This is a genomic window from Methylobacterium sp. BE186 (assembly GCF_031457035.1).
Taxonomy (GTDB): domain Bacteria; phylum Pseudomonadota; class Alphaproteobacteria; order Rhizobiales; family Beijerinckiaceae; genus Methylobacterium; species Methylobacterium segetis.
Window position 1 is genome coordinate 45,601 of sequence record NZ_JAVDVV010000027.1, and the last position, 17,200, is coordinate 62,800.

The window sequence follows — 17,200 nt, forward strand, 5'->3', positions numbered from 1 at the left end:
CAAACCGGTGCTCAATCGGGACACTTCAGGTCGAACGTGCCCCGCATCGGTGAACGGCCCGAACCCTCTTCGCGCAGCGCGCTGAGGGCCGGGGCGCGTGCGGCCCGAGGGCAACGCGTATCCGAGTCGAGCCCGCATGGTCCAGGTTGCGTACCCGCCCCGTTGCCTCGCCGAGCGCGTTCACCGGCGCCGTCGCCTCCGCCGATTTCTCGGCCTCGCCCTCGGCGGCGCGGGCGTCGCGGCGGCGATCGGCGGCGTCCTGCCTCCGGCGGCGCGGCTGGCCGGCCCCATGCCCGCCGCATCGCCCGCCCCCGATGCCGGCGCACCCGCCACGCCGTCGCCCCTCGCCCGTTCCGCGGTCGCCGCCGAGACCGCCTGGATGCTCGATCCGACGCCCCTGCCGGGACGCGCGGCGGGGTTCATCCTCGCCCGGGCCGAGAGCGCCGCGCCGCGTCCGCCCGAGACGCCCGTTCCCGCATCCGCGCCCGACGCCCTGCCGATGGCAGAGCCGCAGCGCCTCGCCCAGGCCGTGCCGCTGCCGGTACCGCGCCCGCCCGAATTCCGTTCCCCCGTCGCGGTCCCGGCGCGCGTCGCCGCGCGACCGCCGCAGCCCACGACGCGCAGCGTCTTCAGCGCCGCGACGGCGGCCGAGCGTCCCTTCTTCGAGCGCTTCCTCGGCAAGGGCGACGAGCCGGCGGGCCCGGCCCTCGCCTACGCCGCTCCGCAGAGCGATGCGATCGACGATTCGCCCCGGTCCCGGCTCACGCCGATCCCGGCCCCGACGGCGGGTGCGGGCACGGCGATCTACGACATCAGCGCGGCCCGGGTCACACTGCCGAGCGGCGAGGTGCTGGAGGCGCATTCCGGGCTCGGCCCGAGCCTCGACAATCCGCGCCACGTCCACCTGCGCATGCGCGGCTCGACGCCGCCGGGTACCTACGATCTCACCGAGCGCGAGCGGCTGTTCCACGGGGTACGGGCGATCCGTCTCAACCCCGTCGGCGGCAGCACCGCGATCCATGGGCGGGACGGCCTCCTCGCCCACACCTACATGCTGGGCCCGAGCGGCGCCTCGAACGGCTGCGTCGTCTTCCGCCAGTACGACCGCTTCCTGCAGGCCTACCTGCGCGGCGAGGTCCGGCGCCTCGTCGTCGTGGCGGGATCGCGCCAGGATGGCCCCGGTCCGGGGGGCGCGAGCCGCATCGGCCTGTGGGACCGCCTGACGGGCCGGGCGGGCGGCTGAGGGCCGCCCCCGATCAGGGACCGCCGTCGATGCGCTGGCCGAGCAGCGCGATGGCGCGCTGGTAGACCTGGGCCGCGTTCCAGCCCTGGATCGCGGCGAAGTTCGGCTCGCCCGGCTGGTAGCCGGCGCCGGCGCGCCATCCGTGGGCCTTGAGGAAGTTGGCGGTGGCATTGAGCGCGTTCGGAGCGCTGTCGAGGCTGCCGCCGGTGCCGTAGTTCAGCACGTTCTTCGGCAGGAACTGCGTGTGCCCGACCTCGCCATGCGCCGCGCCGCGGGTGCTCGCCGTGAGAATTCCGCGATCGACCAGCGTGAGCGCCGCGTAGAGCTGGTCCGTGAAGTAGGCGGAGCGCCGGCAATCATAGGCGAGGGTCGCCACCGCGGAGAGCGTGTTGATGTTGCCGCGCACGGCGCCGAAACCCGTCTCCATGCCCCAGATGGCGAGGAGCGGCCCCGGCGGCACGCCGTAGCGTTGCTCGATCGAGGCGAACAGGGCGGCGTTCTGCTGCTTGAGGGCGCGCCCGCGCGAGACGATGGCCGGCCCGCCGCGCTTGGCCAGGAACTGATCGAGGGAGAGTTTGAAGCTCTTCTGGCCGCGGTCGGCCGCGATGGTCGGGCTCGAATAGGAGGTCTGCGCCAGGGCGGCGAGGCTCGCCGCGCTGGCCCGGCCCCGGGCCTCCTCGGCAAATTCCCGCTTCCAGGCCTCGAATCCGGCGGCCGAGTTGCCGCATTGGGCGGCCTCCGCCCGGCCCGTGAGGCCGACGAGAGCCGCGAGGCCGGCCGCCGCCACGGATCTCCTGTACCCGCTCGTGATCATCCAGAACTCCTGTGTGCAACGGGCCGGGACATGCCGCCCGCGGCGCGGCCGCTCCCGGGATGACCGGTCGCCGGCCACGCCGCGGGCGGTGCTTAGCCATTCCGACCTGCCATGCGCATTCCGGCGCGTCTACGCAAGAGCGGAGGCTCGGCCACGTGCCGTCCCGCACGGGGGCCCCTTCTCGCTCGAAGCCCGTCCCCCGGCCTTGAAGGGCCTCGGGCCGCTCGCGCCGGCGGCGAGGCGCGCTCGCCTGCTGTCTCGCGTCGACCTGCTGCTTTCGAGCGCCGATAATCCATTTATCAAAGGACTTATCCAGAAACGGAAAAGTCCGACTGTTATTCCAAAAGACGTTGATCGTCAGAGATTTAATCGATCATCGGGGGTCGATTATTAAAATCTTCAGGGAAAACTCGGTCTTTAACATTCGTTGGCCGGGCAACGGGGGCGAACAGCAAGGGTTGTATGCGAAATCATCGGAGTGTCTGATGTCCGCATCATCCCTGAACGTCCTCGGCCTGCCGCTGACCCGCAGCCTCGAATGGCTCGTCAGCCCTGAAGCCCTTCTCTCCTCGACGGCCCTGTCGACGGCGCAGCTGTCGAGCCTCGGCCCCGTCGCCTCGCTCGTCGAATCGACCCTCGACGGGACGGGCTCCGACACCCCGAACGCCCTCGTGCCGGACAGCCTGAGCGCCGTCGCGAACGGTCTCGTGCTCGACACGCACGCGCAGCTCGAGGAGACCGGCCATCAGGTCACCGCCCTGAACGGCCCCCTGCACGGCCTCACCCATCTCGGCGAGACGCTCGGCCTCGGCCATATCGGCGAGTCCGGAAACCTGATCACGGATCTGGCCGGTGCGGCCGGTCGCCCGACGGATATCGGGGGTGCCGCCGGCCTGCTCACCGACGCGGGCCACGTCACGGACGCGGCGGGCACGCTGGTGCAATCCCTGACCGCGGCGCCGGCATCGGGCAACGGGATCGTCGGCCCGAACGGCGCGCTCGATCCCGTGACGAACCTGCTCAATCAGGGCGTGCTCGATTTTCACACCACGCTCGAGGATGTCGGGCACCAGAACCCGACGCTGAACGGGCCGATCCACGGGCTCACGGGGCTCGGCGAGACGCTGGGGCTCGGCCATATCGGCGAGCCGGCCCATCTCGTCACCGACGCGCTCAATCTGCCGGGAGGGCTGCTCGGCGGCGGCGGCGTCTCGGCCGTGACGCCCCTCCTGTCGGACCTCGCAGACGTTCTCACCTCGGCCGGCACGCTCGTGGGCAGCCTGACGGGCGCGGCGAGCGCCGGGGGCGGCCTTCTCTCGCCGAACGGGCTCCTCGCCCCGGTCTCGAACCTTGCCAACGCCGCCGTTCTCAACCTGCACGCCGGGATCGAGGATGTCGGGCACGACGTGCCGCTTCTCAACGATGCCCTGCACGGGCTCACGAATCTCGGCGAGACGGTCGGGCTCGGACATCTGGGCGAGGCGGGCACGCTCCTGACCGATGTCGCCGGCCTGCCGGGCGGCCTCCTCGGTGGAGACGGGCTCGGCACCGTCGCTCCGATCCTGGGGGACCTCGGCGCGGTGACGAACGCGGCCGGCGGCCTCCTCGACGGCCTGACCGGCGCCGTCGGAGGGCTCGGACAGGAGAGCGGCAACGGAGGCGCAACCGGCGGCGTCCTCGCGCCGGTGACGACCCTGCTCGACGGTGCGACGGGCGGCACGAACGGGGATCTGCTCGGCGGCCTCCTCGGCGGCTCCGGATCCGGCGGCTCGGGCTCGGCCCATCCCCTCATCGAGATCGGCATCGGTCCGGCCGCAGCGAACCCGATCGCCGACGTGGCGGTGGCCTCGCCCCAGGCCGATCCGTCCCACGCGATCCAGGTCGGTGCCCTCACCGCCCCGGCCGGCCAGCCGGGCCTTGCCAGCATCAACCTGCTCGAGGGCGACAGCATCGCGTTCCCCGAAAGCGGCCTGGGCGGTTCGGACGCGCTCGTCGGCAAGCTCCTCGACCTCGCGCCGGTCTCCTCAGGGCCGGGGGGAACGGAGCATTCGGGCGGGCTGAGCCTCGATCTCGGCATCGCCTCGCTCGATCTCGGCGGCCACGTCGACACCCATCACGCCGATCCGGGCGGGCACACCAGCACCACCGGTCTGCATCTGCTCGGCCTCTGACGGGAGGCGCCTCCGCCGCTGCGCGGCGGAGGCCGTCTCGATGCCGCGGGGGAGGCACTTGAGGGACGAGGGGGACGAGTTGGGTGACGATCGAACCTTGCGTCGGCGCGGGCGCCGCGAGTTCTGGGGCGCCCTGCGGGCCGGCAGGGGTGCGCTCGTCACCGCGATCGTGGCGAGCGGCGTCATCAACCTGCTGATGCTCACCGCCCCCCTGTTCATGCTCCAGGTCTACGACCGGGTGCTGCCGAGCCGCAGCATCCCGACCCTCCTCGGGCTCGCCGGGATCGCGGGGATGCTCTTCCTGATCCAGAGCCTGCTCGAAATGCTGCGAGCCCGCATCCTGGCGCGGTTCGGGCGCCTGGTCGAAGAGCGGCTCGGCGAGCGCCTGTTCCGCACGCTGCTCGCGCGCGGCACCGAGGGGCCGCGCACGGACGAGGGCCCGCAGGCGCTTCGCGACCTCGATACGGTCCGGGGCTTCCTCGGCAGCATGGCCTTCACGGCCATCTTCGACCTGCCGTGGGTGCCCCTCTACATCGCGATCTGCTTCCTGTTCCATCCCTGGATCGGTGTCGCCATCGCGGCGGGTGCCATCGTCCTCGCCGCGCTGACCCTCCTCACCGACTGGGCCAGCGCGGGACCGACCCGGGCGGCCGTGAAGGCCACGGCCGAGCGGCGCGCCTTCACCGACATGGTCCACCGCACCGCGCCCCTTCTGACCGCCCTCGGCATGCGCTCGCGCATGGTCGCGCTCTGGCAGGACAGGTCGCGGCGCAGCCTCGACGTCACGACCTACGGCAACGATCTCGCCATCGGCTTCGGCAGCGCGGCACGGCTCCTGCGCACGATGCTCCAATCCGGCATCCTCGGCCTCGGCGCCTTGCTCGTGGTCCGCGAGGAGGCGACGGCCGGCGTGATGCTCGCCGCTACCATCCTTTCCGCCCGCGCCCTCGCGCCGGTGGATCTGGCGATCGCGAACTGGAAGTCGGTGGCCGCGGCCCGCCAGGCCTGGGCCCGGCTCGTCGCCGCTCTGCCGGACGGCGATGCGGCGACGCCTGTGCCGCTTCCCCGGCCGCGCGAGAGCGTCAGGGTCACGGCCCTGTCGGTCGCCCTGCCGGGGAGCGACACGCTCGCCCTGCACGACGTGAGCTTCGCCCTGGCGCCCGGCAGCGCGCTCGGCGTGATCGGGCAGAGCGGCTCCGGCAAGTCGACGCTCGCCCGCGCCCTCGTCGGGATCACGCCCCCGAGCCGGGGCGTCATCCGGCTCGACGGCGCCGCCCTCGACCAGTGGGACCGGGACGAGCTCGGGCGCAGCCTCGGCTACCTCGCCCAGGACGTCGAGATGATCGAGGGCACCATCGCGCAGAACATCACGCGCTTCGACCCGGATCCCGACCCGGAGGCGTTGCTGGCGGCGGCACGCGCGGCGGGCGTCCACGAGGTCGTGCTGCGGCTGCCCGCGGGCTACGACACGCCCATCGGGCCGGGGCTTCCGGCCCTCTCCGGCGGCCAGCGCCAGCGCATCGCCCTCGCCCGGGCCCTCTACGGCGACCCCTTCCTCGTCGTCCTCGACGAGCCGAACTCCAACCTCGACGTCGATGGCGAGCGGGCGCTGTCCGCCGCGGTGCAGGGGGTGCGCGCCCGGGGCGGCGTCGCCGTCGTCATCGCCCATCGGCCGAGCGCCCTCACGGCGGTCGACCGCATCCTCGTCCTGAGCGACGGCCGGGTGCAGATGCACGGGCCGCGGGACGAGGTCCTGGCGCAACTGGCCGCGCTCACGCGCCAGACCCCGACGAGGGTGGCATGACCGGACAGGATCCCACCCGCGCGACGCGCCGCTCCCTGCGGCGCCACCTCCTCGGCGTCCTGGCCGTCCTCGCCCTCGCGACCGGCGTGGGCGCCTGGACCGCCCTGACGGAATTGTCCGGGGCGATCATCGCCGCGGGCTCGCTCGTGGTCGAGACCAACATCAAGAAGGTGCAGCACCCGACGGGCGGCGTCGTGGCCGACTTGCGCGTGGACGAGGGAAGCCGCGTCAACGCGGGCGACCTCCTGATCCGCCTCGACGCGACCACGGCCAGGGCCACCTACGACAGCGTCAGCAAGAGCCTCTGGGAACTGGCCGCCCGCACGGCGCGCCTCGAGGCCGAGCGCGACGGCCTCGGCGAGGTCGCTTTTCCCGCCGAACTGCGCGCGGCCGGCCCCGATGTCGCCCGCATCGTCGACGGCGAGCGCAAGCTCTTCCGGTTCCGCCGCGACGCGCGGCTCGGGCAGGAGGCGCAGCTGCGCGAGCGGGTGGGCCAGCTCCGGGACGAGATCCGCGGCCTGTCCGAGCAGGGGGAGGCCAAGGAGCAGGAGACGGGCATCATCCAGCGCGAGTACGACGGCGTGCAGGACCTCTGGAGGAAGAACCTGATCCAGCTGAGCCGGGTCACGAGCCTGGAGCGCGACATCGCGCGGCTCAAGGGCGAGCGGGGCGTGCTCGTCGCCAACATCGCGCAGACGAAGGGCAAGATCTCCGAGACGGAATTGCAGATCATCCAGCTGGAGCAGAACCTGCGCAGCGAAGTGGCAAAGGAACTGGCCGAGATCCGGGCCAAGGTCGCCACCCTGATCGAGCAGAAGATCACCGCCTACGACCAGCTTCAACGCATCGAGATCCGCTCGCCTCAGGCCGGATACGTGCACGAACTCGCCGTCCACACGCGCGGCGGGGTCATCTCGCCCGGCGAGCCGATCATGCTGATCGTGCCGACGGCCGATTCGCTCGTCGTCGAGGTCCGGGTCGCGCCCCAGGACATCGACCGGGTGCGGCTCGGGCAGGTGGCGAGCTTGCGCTTCCCGAGCTTCGACCAGCGCACCACGCCCGAGCTCCGGGGCGCGGTGACCCGGATCGCGGCCGATGTCAGCGAGGACAAGCGGACGGGGACCGCATACTACCTGGTGCGGCTCGGCGTGCCGAAGGAGGAACTGGCCCGCCTCGAGGGGACGACGCTGATGCCCGGCATGCCGGTCGAGGCCTTCGTCAAGACGGCGGACCGGACGGTCCTGTCCTACCTCACCAAGCCCCTCACCGATCAGACGCGCCGGGCCTTCCGCGAGAAGTGAGGATCGGCCCGATGATCGCGATCTCCGGCCGCGCCCTCCCCGCGTTGATCGCGATCATCGCGAATCGCGGACAAAGGCGAGGAGATCCCGGTTGATGACGTCCGGATGGGTGGTGCACATCCCGTGCGGGAACCCGTCATAGGTCTTGAGGGTGCCCGCCTTCAGGAGCGGGTGCGAGAGCAGGGCCGAATCCGCGATCGGCACGATCTGGTCGTCGGTGCCGTGCAGCACCAGGACCGGCACCCCGATCGCCTTCAGGTCGTCCGTGAAGTCGGTCTCCGAGAAGGCCGCGATGCAATCGTACTGCGCCTTGGCGCCGCCCATCATCCCCTGCCGCCACCAATTGTCGACGATCCCCTGCGAGACCTGCGCGCCCGCGCGGTTGAAGCCGTAGAAGGGGCCGGCCGGAACGTCGCGGTAGAATTGCGCCCGGTTGGCCGCCAGCGCCGCGCGGAACCCGTCGAAGACCGCGATCGGCAGGCCGCCCGGATTCGCCTCGGACCGGACCATCACCGGCGGCACGGCGCCGATCAGCACGGCCCGCGAGACGCGCCCCGGCTCGGCGCGGGCGACGTAGCGGGCGACCTCGCCCCCGCCGGTCGAGTGGCCGACATGGATGGCCTCCCTCAGGTCGAGGGCGGCGGCGAGCTCGGCGACGTCGGCCGCGTAGGTGTCCATCTCGTTGCCGGTGGCGGTCTGGCTGGAGCGGCCGTGGCCGCGCCGGTCATGCGCGACGACGCGGAAGCCCTGTTCGAGGAAGAACAGCATCTGCGCGTCCCAATCGTCGGCGCTGAGCGGCCAGCCGTGATGGAAGACGATCACCCCTCCGTCCCGCGGCCCCCAATCCTTGTAGAAGATCTCGGTCCCGTCCTTCGTGGTGATCGTCGGCATGGTGAACCTCCTCGGGGTCTGGGGCGGGTCGGGCCGCGGCGCGGCCCCTGATCGCGGAACGACGAGCAGAGTGCCGCGCCGCGCGTTCTCCGGAAACGGAAACGATCGAAAGCCACCGTTTCCGTTTGGGGGCCGGCGGCGCATGGGGGCGCGGGGCCTCAGCCGGCGAGCTGGCGAAGCTCGTTGCGGGCGATGCCGAGGAGCGTGCGCAGCGCCAGGCCGGCGATGAGGATCGTGGCGAGGGCGAGCAGGAGCAGGGCGAGGCCGTCCGCCGCGACGTCGCCGACATGCTCGGCGTAGCGCAGGGCCGCCACGGCCATCGCGGCCGCGGGGAAGCTCACGGCCCACCACGACACCCGGAACGGGCAGCAGCGCGGCAGGTCGCGCAGGCGGCCGACGAGGACCACGAAGACGAACAGCGCGATGAGGAACAGGGCCTCCGCGAAGGCGTCGATCCGGCCGAGCGTCGCCGCGTAGCTGGAGAACCCGACCGCGAAGGGCGCCACCAGGATCATCAGCGTCGGCTGCTGCGCGGCGGGCAGCGGCTCCTCGAAGACGAGGCGGGCGAAGACCAGGGTGAAGAGCGGGAGCGCGAAGAACAGCCCCACGCTCAGGGAGAACAGGCTCAGCGTCTGCGTGTGCGGAAGGCCGACCGAGGGGGCGGCGAGCGGCACGTCGAGGAGGCCGACGACGGGCACCATCCAGGCCGGGGTGGCATGGGCGAGCCTCTGGCGGCTGCCCATCCAGCGGTTCACGATGAGCACGGCGAAGGGCACCATGCCGACGACGCCGAGGATCCAGGCCGCCGCGGCCAGGGTCGGGCTGAGGCCCCGGAGAACGAAGGGCAGCAGCAGCAGGCTGATCAGCACGGTGCCGAACAGGTTGCCGGCGATGGGGTGCCGGAACTCGGCGAGGACCGCCGGCCACGCGGTGACGGCCTTGGCGCCGTAGGCGAGCGCGAGCCCCACGAAGGTGGCGAGGGCGCCCCACCCGATCAGGTCGGACACGAGCGCGGGAAGGCCGTAGCGCGCGCTCGCGAGGCGCCACGCGACGCTCAGGCCGGCCAGCCCCATCACGGCGCCGAACAGGCTGACCGGCAGGTAGTCGAACAGGGGCGCGCGGCCCGCCCGGACGGGGGCCGCCGCCTCCGCCGTCGCGATCGTGGTCATGGCCGGCTCCACCCTCAGACCCCCGAGAGCTGCGCCTTGGCGAGCGGCAGGCTGCGCACGCGCCGGCCGGTCAGGGCCGCGACCGCGTTGACCACCGCCGGCGGCACGCCGGGCAGGCCCGGCTCGCCGATCCCGCCCATCGGCGCGCCGCTCTCGACGATGGTGACGTGGACGCGCGGCATCCGCTCGCGGTCGAGGATCGGGTAGGCGTCGTAGTTGCGCGCCTGCCGCCGGCCGCCCTCGTAGACGACCTGCTCCAGCAGCGTCGCCGAGAGGCCGAGCGCCGCCGCGCCCTCGACCTGCCGCGCGACGATGCCCGGATTGACCACGCTGCCCGGATCGATGGCGATCCAGAGGTCGTGCACCCGCGCCTGGCCGTCCGTGAGGGACACCTCCGCGATGGTCGCGGTCTCCGAGCCGAAGGGCGAGGCCATCGCGATGCCGCGCGCCCGGCGCGTGCCGTCGGGCGCCTCGAACGGCCCGCGCTTCCATCCCCCGGCGCGATCGGCGACCGTCTGCAGGAGCGTGCGGTGGCGCGGGCTGTCCTTCAGAAGCGCCATGCGGAGGGCGAAGGGGTCGTGGCCGCCGGCCGCGGCCACCTCGTCGAGGAAGCTCTCGTAGAAATAGTCGTTCATCGAGTGGCCGACCGAGCGCCAGAAGGCGATCGTGACGGGGTGGGGCACCTTCACGTAGTCGAGGCGCCGGTTCGGGATCGCGTAGGGCTTCCGGTCGAGGCCCTCGACGACGGAGGAATCGACCGGCGCCTTGAACAGCGCGCCGAACCAGCGGCCGATCGGGCCCTCGCCCACCGCCCGGATCTGCAGGGCCACCGGCAGCCCGTCGGGGCCGAGCGCCGCGCGGAACCGCGCGAAGCTCAGGGGACGCACCGCGTCCATCCCGAATTCCTCCTCGCGCGACCACAGGACCCGCACGGCGCTGCCGGTCGCCCGGGCGAGCAGGATCGCCTGCGGGAAGGGATTGGCCGGCCCGTAATAGAAGTGGCGGCCGAAGAAGCCGCCCAGCATCGGCGAGTGGATGCGCACCTGCGCCGGCTGCAGCCCGGCGATTCCGGCGGCGACCTGCTGGAACACCTCCGGCATCTGGTTGGGCAGCCAGAGATCGAGCGTCCCGTCCGCCGCGAAGCGGGCGACGGCCGAGGGCGGTTCGAGCTGCGCGTGGGCGAGATAGGGCGCGTCGTACTCCGCCTCGACGAGCGTCGCGGCCCCGGCGAAGGCGCCCGCCACGTCGCCCTCCTGCTCGGCCGGGATGCCCGCATCCGTCGCGCCCTTCAGGGCCTCGAGCATCGCGGCCGACGAGAAGCCGGCGGAGACCGTCGCGATGCCCTCGGCGGCGGGGCTCGTCCAGGCGACGCGGAGGGCCTCGGCCCCCTTGCGCGCGCGCCACCAGGAATCGGCCACGACCGCCACGGCGCCCGGCAGGCGGTGCACCGAGCGGACGCCCGGCATCGCGCGCACCTCCGCCTCGTTGGCGATGTCCTGCGGCTCGGTGCCGAGATGGGGGGCGTGCTGGACGGCCGCGTGCAGCATCCCGTCCAGGCGGATGTCGATCGCGTAGATCGCCCGGCCCGTCGACTTGTCGCGCGCGTCGAGCCGCGCGACCGGCTTGCCGATCCACCGGAAGGTCTTCGGGTCCTTCAGGGGCACGTCGTCCCGCGGCTGCAGGGCGAGGGCCGCGGCGGCGAGATCGCCGTAGCCGAGCGTGCGGCCGGAGGCGGCGTGGACCACGCGCCCGTCATCGGTCGTCAGGCTGGCCTGCGGCACGCCGAGCCGCGCCGCGGCGGCCCGTAGCATCATCTCGCGGGCCGTGGCGCCGAGCCTCCGCATGGCGTCGAAGCTGGAGCGGGTCGAGAAGCTGCCGCCCGTCATGCGCAGGCCGTTGACGACCGCGTAATCGGGGCCGGGCGGCGCGCATTCCACCGCGAAGCGCGACGGATCGAGGTCGAACTCCTCGCCGATCGTCTGGGCGAGGCCCGTATTGATGCCCTGGCCGCCCTCCACGAAGGGGCTGAGCAGGCGCGCCGTGCCGTCGGGCCGCATCTCGAGGAAGGCCGCGACGCGCGTGCCCGGCTTCGGGGCGACGGCGCCCGCTCCCTCGGCCCGCTCCTGGGCGAGGGCGGGGCCGAGGCCGACCCCGAGGACGAGCGCGCCCGCGGCGGTCCCGAGGAAGCCGCGCCGCGAGAGGTTGCGGACGGGCGCGCGGCCCGCCGCCCGGCGCGGGTCCGCGAGCAGGTGGGGGGCGAGGCCGTTCATCGTGAGGCCGTCCATCGTGAGGTCGTTCATCGTGAGGTCGTTCATCGTGAGGCCGTTCATGGCGCCCTCCCCTCAGGCCGCGGCCCGCCGCACGGCCGCGGCGACGACGTTGTAGGTGCCGCAGCGGCACAGGTTGGTCATCGCGGCGGCGATGTCGCCCTCGCTCGGCCTCGGGTTCTCCTTGAGGAGGCCCGTCGCGGCCATGACCTGCCCGGACTGGCAATAGCCGCATTGCGGCACCTCGATGCCGATCCAGGCCGAGACCACCCGGGCGCCGACCGGATCCTGCTCGATCGCCTCGATGGTGGTGACGGATTGCGCGCCCACGCTCTCGACCGGCACCTGGCAGGAGCGCACCGCCTGCCCGTCGAGGAGGATGGTGCAGGCCCCGCACTGGCCGATGCCGCAGCCGTACTTGGTGCCGGTCAGGCCCAGCGTGTCGCGCAGGACGAAGAGGAGCGGCGTGTCCGGCTCGGCGTCGACCGAGTGCCGGCGATCGTTGACCGTGAGCGTCACCATGATTGCGTCCCTCCGGTTCGGTGCAGAGCGAACAACCTGCTTAGGGAAGGCGGGCCATGTCGCAAACGTCATAAACACGGCGATTTCGGACATGCCCTCGGGCGCGTGCGCGACCTCCGCCTGGACGGCCCGGCCGAACGGCCGCCTCGCCCCTCGGCTCCGGAGCGAGGGCGGAGCCGGCCTGGATCGGGACGAGGCCGCCCGCCTCCGAGATCAGGCGCAGGTTGTCGGCCGGGCTGCCCGCGACCGTGCTCGCGGTCCGGAGCACGGCGAGGGCCGGGAGCGACATCGGCTTCGGATCGGGGATGGCCACAACGCCGATGTCGAGCATCGCTGTTCCCTTCAGCGGACCTCGCGATCCGCGCCGCTGCCCGGCCGCAAGCCAGAGGCGGGCCATCTGCCCCGCGCGGGCGGCCTTCCGACCGGAACCGTGCCGAACCGTCCGGTGGGGCCGCCGCCGCGATGCCGGCCGAGCCGGAACATCGCGCGCGGGGCGGCGCCGGCCAAGGGCGCGGGCCTAGGCGGTGCGGTAGCGCTCGGCCGGCCGGGCGCTGGACAGGTGCGGCAGCATGGTCCGGCGGGCGGCCTCCCAGGCCTCCCACTCGGCGGCGTCGCGCAGGGAGGGCACGGTGGCGAACTCGCCCCGGTCGAGCCCGACGAGGGCGGCGTCGACGAGATCCTCGGCCGACATCACCCAATCCGCCGGAAGGTTGCTGGCGGGAAGCCCCGCGATGTCCCAGAACTCCGTCCCGGTCGCGCCGGGCAGCACCACCTGCACCGCGACGCCGGTGCCGTCGAGTTCCTTGCGCAGGGCGTGGCTGAAGGCGAGGACGAAGGATTTCGAGCCGCCATAGACCCCGTTGAGCACTTCCGGGCCGATGGCGACGATCGAGGCGATGTTGATGACCGTGCCCGCGCCGCGCGCCCGGAAGGCCGGCACGGCCGCGTAGGTCAGGCGCATCGGCGCGGTGACGTTGATGGCGATCATCCGCTCCATCTCGTCGACCGAGGCCGAGGCGAGCGGCGCGGCGCTGCCGAAGCCCGCATTGTTGACGAGATGCGTGATGCGCGCGTCGGTGCTCAGGATCGCCTCGACCTCGGCGAGCCCCGCCCGGCTCGCGAGATCGGCCGCGACGGTCCGGACCGCGACGCCGTGGCGGCGGCGCAGCGTCTCGGCCACGGCCTCGAGGCGCTCGCGGTTGCGGGCGACGAGGACGAGGTCGTGGCCGCGCCCGGCGAAGCGGTCGGCGTAGACGGCCCCGATCCCGGAGGAGGCGCCGGTGACGAGGACGGTTCCCTGCTGTGTGGTCATGGGCGTGCCCTTTCCCGAAGGCGTGGCCGGTTGGCGATGCGGGAACCCTAGGGCTGGACGGCAATGTCCGAAATGACGTAAACCCGTCAAATCAGGACATCACGTCGGGAGGGGCCGGTGCGGCAGGTCGGGTTCATCCTCGAGGACGGATTCCAGGTCATGGGCATGGCCGCCCTGTCGGCCTTCGAGTTCGCCAACGTCGCCCTCGGGGAGGAGGCCTACCGCCTGACCGTGATGTCCGAGCGGGGCGGGACGGTCCGCTCCTCGCTCGGCATCCGGATCGAGACCGTCCCGCTGACCGACTTCCCCGACACGCTGATGGTCGTCGGGGAATTGCTGCCCCGCCCGCTCACGCCGGCGCTGCGCGACTACGTCGCCGGGGCGGGCCGGCAGAGCCGGCGCGTCGCGGGGCTCTGCACGGGCGCCTTCGCCCTCGCCGAGGCCGGCCTCCTCGACGGCCGCACGGCCACCACGCACTGGGCCCATGCCCGCGACCTGCAGGAACGCTTCCCCCTCGCCCGCGTCGACGACGACCGCATCTTCGCCTCCGACGGCAATGTCTGGACCTCGGCGGGGATGAGCGCGGCGATCGACCTGACCCTGGCCCTGATCGAGGACGATCACGGCGCGGCTCTGTCGCGCGCGGTGGCGCGCAAGCTCGTCGTCTATCACCGCCGCCCGGGCGGGCAGTCGCAATTCTCGGCCCTCCTCGAATTGGAGCCCCGCTCGGACCGCGTCCGCCGCGCGCTGCTCTACGCCAAGGAGCACCTGCGCAACCCGCTCACCGTGGAGGAGCTCGCGGAGGCCGCCAGCCTCAGCCCGCGCCAGTTCAGCCGCCTCTTCCGGGAGGAGACCGGCCAGTCGCCGGCCAAGGCCGTCGAGCGGCTGCGGCTCGAAGCGGCGCAGGTCATGCTCGAGGAGGGGCGCCACACGATGGACGTCGTCGCCCGGGACACGGGCTTTGCCGACCGCGACCGGATGCGCCGCGCCTTCCTGCGCTTCTTCGGCCAGCCGCCCCAGAGCCTGCGCCGCAGCCTGCGCCTGATCGAGGGCGGCGCGGCCTCCGCCGCGTGAGGCGGATCGTCCGGGCGGGCCGCCCGGCTCAGAGCCAGTGCAGGCTCTTGGCCCGCGCGGCCATCACGGCGTCCACCGCCCGCCCGATCTTGGCGCGGGCCGCGTAGTGGATCATGTGCCCCTGACCGGGCAGGATCGTCAGCGTGCTGCCCGCGACCGCCCCATGCAGGCGCTGCGACTGCTCGGCGGGATCGACGACCGCGTCCGCGTCGCCGCTGAGGATCGCGACCGGCAGCCGCAGATCGGCGTAATGGTCCTGCAGCAGGGCGACCGCCGCGTTCATGGTGGCGGTGTCCTCCGCGCTGGCGCGGGCCTGCGTCGGGTGGACCGAGATCCCGACCGGGAAGCGGGCCTTGAACCGGGCGGGCACGGCCTGCGGCTTGAAGACGTGGCGGAAGACGTGCGGCGCGAGCAGATGGCCGATCGTGCTGGGCATCAGGGATCGGACGGCGTCGCCCACCCCCGGTATGGCCAGGGGCGTGATCATCGCCACGTCGGCGCGCCGCGCCGGATAGTAGAACCCGGACAGGAGGACGAGGCCGCGCAGGTCCCGCCCCGCCCGCGTCGCGAGGGCCAGCGAGACGATGGTGCCCCAGGAATGGCCGAGGATGACGGGATTGCGCACGTTGAGCTGATCGAGCACGCGCTCGACGAGCCGCGCCTGGGCGGCGGCCGTCCAGATCCGGTGGCGCGGCCGCTCCGTGTGGCCGAAGCCGGGCCGGTCGATCGCGATGACCCGGTAGCGCTCGGCGAGCTGGTCGAGGAGCCCGCTGATGGCGAAATCCTCCGCCATCGTCCCGTTGCCGTGGATCAGCACCACGGGGCGCCCCCGGCCCCGCGCGATGTAGTGGACGCGCAGGCCGTCGATCTCGACGAAGCGGCCCGGCGCCCGGCCCGGGGCCGGCTCCCGCGGCGGCTTCACCGTCTTCCGGGCCTCGCGGAGCGTCTTCTGCCCCTGGCGGGACGCGGCCTCGCCGAACTGGGCGGTCGCCTTCAGGATCGAGGCGAGGCCGGAGGAGAGCCGGCGCACCGCGCGCCGGGAGGCTCGCCTGCGAACGAGTGGGGACACGGCGGGGGCTCCGGGGATGAGGGCTCGGCCCGGTTGGAGCAGGTCAGTGCGGCGGAAGCGCGACGATCCGGCCCGGCGGGGCCTGCCCGTCCGGGCCGATCCCCGCATCCGGCTTCGAACTTGCCTCCGTACGGTCTAGCTTTCCTCTCCCGTCCGTGCCTGTACGGCGGCGCGCCCCTCCTCCGGCCGCCCAGCGGGCCTCGCCGGCGGGAGGATGGTGCGGTCGCGGCCGGGGCAGGTCCTGCATGAACGATGAGAGACGACGCGACGCGACGGACCGGGTCGGCGCGATCTGCCGGTCGCTCCGGCGCGCCATCGTGGAGCGGGCGCTGGCGCCGGGCGACCGGCTGCCCGAGGATGCGCTGGGCGAACGCTTCGGCGTCAGCCGCACCATCGCCCGCCAAGCCCTCGGCCAGCTCGCCGCCGAGGGGCTGGTCGAGCTGCGCCGCAACCGGATCGCGGTCGTGGCGACGCCGAGCTGGGAGGAGGCGCGGGACGCCTTCGACGTCCGGATCGGGCTCGAGCGCCTCGTCGTGGCCCGCTTGGCCGGGCGCCTCGGCGCCGAGCAGATGGCGACCCTCGACGCCCATATCGCGGGCGAGGAGGCGGCGGCGGGCGGCCCGGAGGCGACCTCGATCCGCCTTGCGACCGAGTTCCACCTCCTGCTCGCGGAGATGACGGGCAGCGCCGTGCTCCGGCGCTACGTGGCCGAGCTCGGCTATCGCTGCGCGCTCATCCTGTCCCTCTACGCCCGCCCGCACTCGTCGGATTGCGCGGTGAGCGAGCACCGGGCCATCGTCGCCGCGCTGGCGGAGGGCGACGCCGCGCGGGCGGGCGCGCTGATGGACCACCATCTCGACGCCGTGGCCGAGCGGGCGCGGATCGCCGCCGCGCCCCTGCGCGACGCCGACCTCGTCCGGCGGCTGGCGCCCTACGTCGAACGCTGAGCGCGCGCGGCTCAGTCGGCGAGGCCGGCCCGGGTCAGCAGGCGCTCGGCGCTGTCGTTCCAGACCTCCATCGACCGGATCAGCCCGTCGCGGACGGTGAAGCGGTCGACGTAGCGGTTGCCCTCGAAGGCGGTCCCGTCCGGCCACGCGCCGTAGAGCGTGCCGAGGCTGTAGACCGTGGTCTCCCCCTGCGCCGGCACCACGTCGAGGCGCTCCATGCGCTTCTTCACCCAGGCGTAGCGGCCCGCGTTGAAGGCGGTGACCTCCCGCGGATGCCGGAAGCGCCGGGCCCCCGTGAAGACGATCTCGAGGTCCGGCGCCATGTAGCGGGCGGCCGTCTCCGGGTCGGGGACCATCGAGGCTTCGAGATAGGCGGTGACGATCGCGGCCGCCTCCCGCGCCGCGTCGGCGGCAATGTCCTGGCTCATGATTCGTGGGCTCCGGTTCCTCGACACGCGCCCTCGGCGGTGCCGGACGAGCCTGCCAGGAAGCCGGCGGCTCCGCCTGCGAAAAGTGTATGCAGTTTTTAGCGGAAGTGTGCACATTTTGTGCGGTGCCTGCACGCGATGGGCCATGACAGGGGGAAATCCGGCTGTACTCTGATGGCATGGGCGTT

Annotated in this window: 15 protein-coding genes; 6 read left to right on the top strand and 9 right to left on the bottom strand. The window is 73.0% G+C overall.

The features are described from left to right. Positions 1–136 precede the first annotated feature (136 nt). On the top strand, positions 137–1,243 hold the full coding sequence (locus J2X36_RS21820; protein WP_310353710.1) for a tlde1 domain-containing protein: 1,107 nt from the start codon (positions 137–139) through the stop codon (positions 1,241–1,243). A gap of 13 nt (positions 1,244–1,256) precedes the next feature. Here the strand turns inward: J2X36_RS21820 and J2X36_RS21825 are convergent, their stop codons facing one another. Continuing rightward, the gene (locus tag J2X36_RS21825) at positions 1,257–2,057 is read right to left on the bottom strand and encodes a lytic transglycosylase domain-containing protein (protein ID WP_310353713.1); all 801 of its coding nucleotides are present in this window, start codon (positions 2,055–2,057) and stop codon (positions 1,257–1,259) included. A gap of 485 nt (positions 2,058–2,542) precedes the next feature. On the opposite strand from J2X36_RS21825, the gene J2X36_RS21830 reads away from it, so the two are divergent. The 3 genes from J2X36_RS21830 (at position 2,543) to J2X36_RS21840 (ending at position 7,333) form a co-directional block, all read left to right on the top strand. Continuing rightward, positions 2,543–4,228 (top strand): hypothetical protein, encoded by a 1,686-nt coding sequence (locus J2X36_RS21830; RefSeq protein WP_310353715.1) that lies wholly within the window; start codon positions 2,543–2,545, stop codon positions 4,226–4,228. A 79-nt stretch (positions 4,229–4,307) separates the two neighbouring features. Then, positions 4,308–6,032 carry a type I secretion system permease/ATPase gene (locus tag J2X36_RS21835; RefSeq protein WP_310353717.1) on the top strand — a complete coding sequence of 575 codons (1,725 nt, stop codon included), beginning with the start codon at positions 4,308–4,310 and terminating at the stop codon, positions 6,030–6,032. After that, entirely contained in the window at positions 6,029–7,333 is a 1,305-nt protein-coding gene (locus tag J2X36_RS21840; protein WP_310353719.1) for an HlyD family type I secretion periplasmic adaptor subunit, read from the top strand. The genes J2X36_RS21835 and J2X36_RS21840 overlap by 4 nt, the downstream gene beginning before the upstream one ends. Positions 7,334–7,387: 54 nt before the next feature. On the opposite strand, the gene J2X36_RS21845 is transcribed toward J2X36_RS21840, so the two are convergent. The 6 genes from J2X36_RS21845 to J2X36_RS21870 all read right to left on the bottom strand — a co-directional run bounded on the left by J2X36_RS21845 (position 7,388) and on the right by J2X36_RS21870 (position 13,494). After that, positions 7,388–8,224, bottom strand: a complete 837-nt coding sequence (locus J2X36_RS21845; RefSeq protein WP_310353721.1) for an alpha/beta hydrolase — start codon at positions 8,222–8,224, stop codon at positions 7,388–7,390. 158 nt (positions 8,225–8,382) lie between these two features. Beyond that, the gene (locus tag J2X36_RS21850) at positions 8,383–9,393 is read right to left on the bottom strand and encodes an SLAC1 anion channel family protein (protein WP_310353723.1); all 1,011 of its coding nucleotides are present in this window, start codon (positions 9,391–9,393) and stop codon (positions 8,383–8,385) included. 14 nt (positions 9,394–9,407) lie between these two features. Continuing rightward, the gene (locus J2X36_RS21855) at positions 9,408–11,663 is read right to left on the bottom strand and encodes a xanthine dehydrogenase family protein molybdopterin-binding subunit (RefSeq protein WP_310353761.1); all 2,256 of its coding nucleotides are present in this window, start codon (positions 11,661–11,663) and stop codon (positions 9,408–9,410) included. A 72-nt stretch (positions 11,664–11,735) separates the two neighbouring features. Next, positions 11,736–12,182 carry a 2Fe-2S iron-sulfur cluster-binding protein gene (locus tag J2X36_RS21860; RefSeq protein ID WP_310353726.1) on the bottom strand — a complete coding sequence of 149 codons (447 nt, stop codon included), beginning with the start codon at positions 12,180–12,182 and terminating at the stop codon, positions 11,736–11,738. A gap of 40 nt (positions 12,183–12,222) precedes the next feature. After that, positions 12,223–12,513, bottom strand: a complete 291-nt coding sequence (locus J2X36_RS21865) for a hypothetical protein (protein WP_310353727.1) — start codon at positions 12,511–12,513, stop codon at positions 12,223–12,225. A gap of 186 nt (positions 12,514–12,699) precedes the next feature. Continuing rightward, positions 12,700–13,494 (bottom strand): SDR family oxidoreductase, encoded by a 795-nt coding sequence (locus J2X36_RS21870; protein ID WP_310353730.1) that lies wholly within the window; start codon positions 13,492–13,494, stop codon positions 12,700–12,702. A gap of 117 nt (positions 13,495–13,611) precedes the next feature. Here J2X36_RS21870 and J2X36_RS21875 point away from each other — a divergent pair, with 117 nt between their 5' ends. Beyond that, positions 13,612–14,568, top strand: coding sequence for a GlxA family transcriptional regulator (locus J2X36_RS21875; RefSeq protein ID WP_310353733.1), 957 nt, complete (start codon positions 13,612–13,614; stop codon positions 14,566–14,568). A gap of 28 nt (positions 14,569–14,596) precedes the next feature. Here J2X36_RS21875 and J2X36_RS21880 read toward each other — a convergent pair whose 3' ends face one another. Continuing rightward, entirely contained in the window at positions 14,597–15,637 is a 1,041-nt protein-coding gene (locus tag J2X36_RS21880; protein ID WP_310353735.1) for an alpha/beta hydrolase, read from the bottom strand. A gap of 245 nt (positions 15,638–15,882) precedes the next feature. Between J2X36_RS21880 and J2X36_RS21885 the strand changes: the two genes are divergently transcribed. Next, positions 15,883–16,584, top strand: coding sequence for a GntR family transcriptional regulator (locus J2X36_RS21885; protein ID WP_132256199.1), 702 nt, complete (start codon positions 15,883–15,885; stop codon positions 16,582–16,584). Between the two features lie 11 nt (positions 16,585–16,595). Here J2X36_RS21885 and J2X36_RS21890 read toward each other — a convergent pair whose 3' ends face one another. Beyond that, entirely contained in the window at positions 16,596–17,012 is a 417-nt protein-coding gene (locus J2X36_RS21890; protein WP_310353738.1) for a nuclear transport factor 2 family protein, read from the bottom strand. Between the last annotated feature and the right edge of the window lie 188 nt (positions 17,013–17,200).

Excerpts from the sequence above, each read along its gene's own strand:
- J2X36_RS21820 (WP_310353710.1), top strand. The coding sequence starts at position 137 with ATGGTCCAGGTTGCGTACCCGCCCCGTTGCCTCGCCGAGCGCGTTCAC.
- J2X36_RS21825 (WP_310353713.1), bottom strand. The coding sequence starts at position 2,057 with ATGATCACGAGCGGGTACAGGAGATCCGTGGCGGCGGCCGGCCTCGCG.
- J2X36_RS21830 (WP_310353715.1), top strand. The coding sequence starts at position 2,543 with ATGTCCGCATCATCCCTGAACGTCCTCGGCCTGCCGCTGACCCGCAGC.
- J2X36_RS21840 (WP_310353719.1), top strand. The coding sequence starts at position 6,029 with ATGACCGGACAGGATCCCACCCGCGCGACGCGCCGCTCCCTGCGGCGC.
- J2X36_RS21845 (WP_310353721.1), bottom strand. The coding sequence starts at position 8,224 with ATGCCGACGATCACCACGAAGGACGGGACCGAGATCTTCTACAAGGAT.
- J2X36_RS21850 (WP_310353723.1), bottom strand. The coding sequence starts at position 9,393 with ATGACCACGATCGCGACGGCGGAGGCGGCGGCCCCCGTCCGGGCGGGC.
- J2X36_RS21855 (WP_310353761.1), bottom strand. The coding sequence starts at position 11,663 with ATGAACGGCCTCGCCCCCCACCTGCTCGCGGACCCGCGCCGGGCGGCG.
- J2X36_RS21860 (WP_310353726.1), bottom strand. The coding sequence starts at position 12,182 with ATGGTGACGCTCACGGTCAACGATCGCCGGCACTCGGTCGACGCCGAG.
- J2X36_RS21865 (WP_310353727.1), bottom strand. The coding sequence starts at position 12,513 with ATGCTCGACATCGGCGTTGTGGCCATCCCCGATCCGAAGCCGATGTCG.
- J2X36_RS21870 (WP_310353730.1), bottom strand. The coding sequence starts at position 13,494 with ATGACCACACAGCAGGGAACCGTCCTCGTCACCGGCGCCTCCTCCGGG.
- J2X36_RS21885 (WP_132256199.1), top strand. The coding sequence starts at position 15,883 with ATGAACGATGAGAGACGACGCGACGCGACGGACCGGGTCGGCGCGATC.
- J2X36_RS21890 (WP_310353738.1), bottom strand. The coding sequence starts at position 17,012 with ATGAGCCAGGACATTGCCGCCGACGCGGCGCGGGAGGCGGCCGCGATC.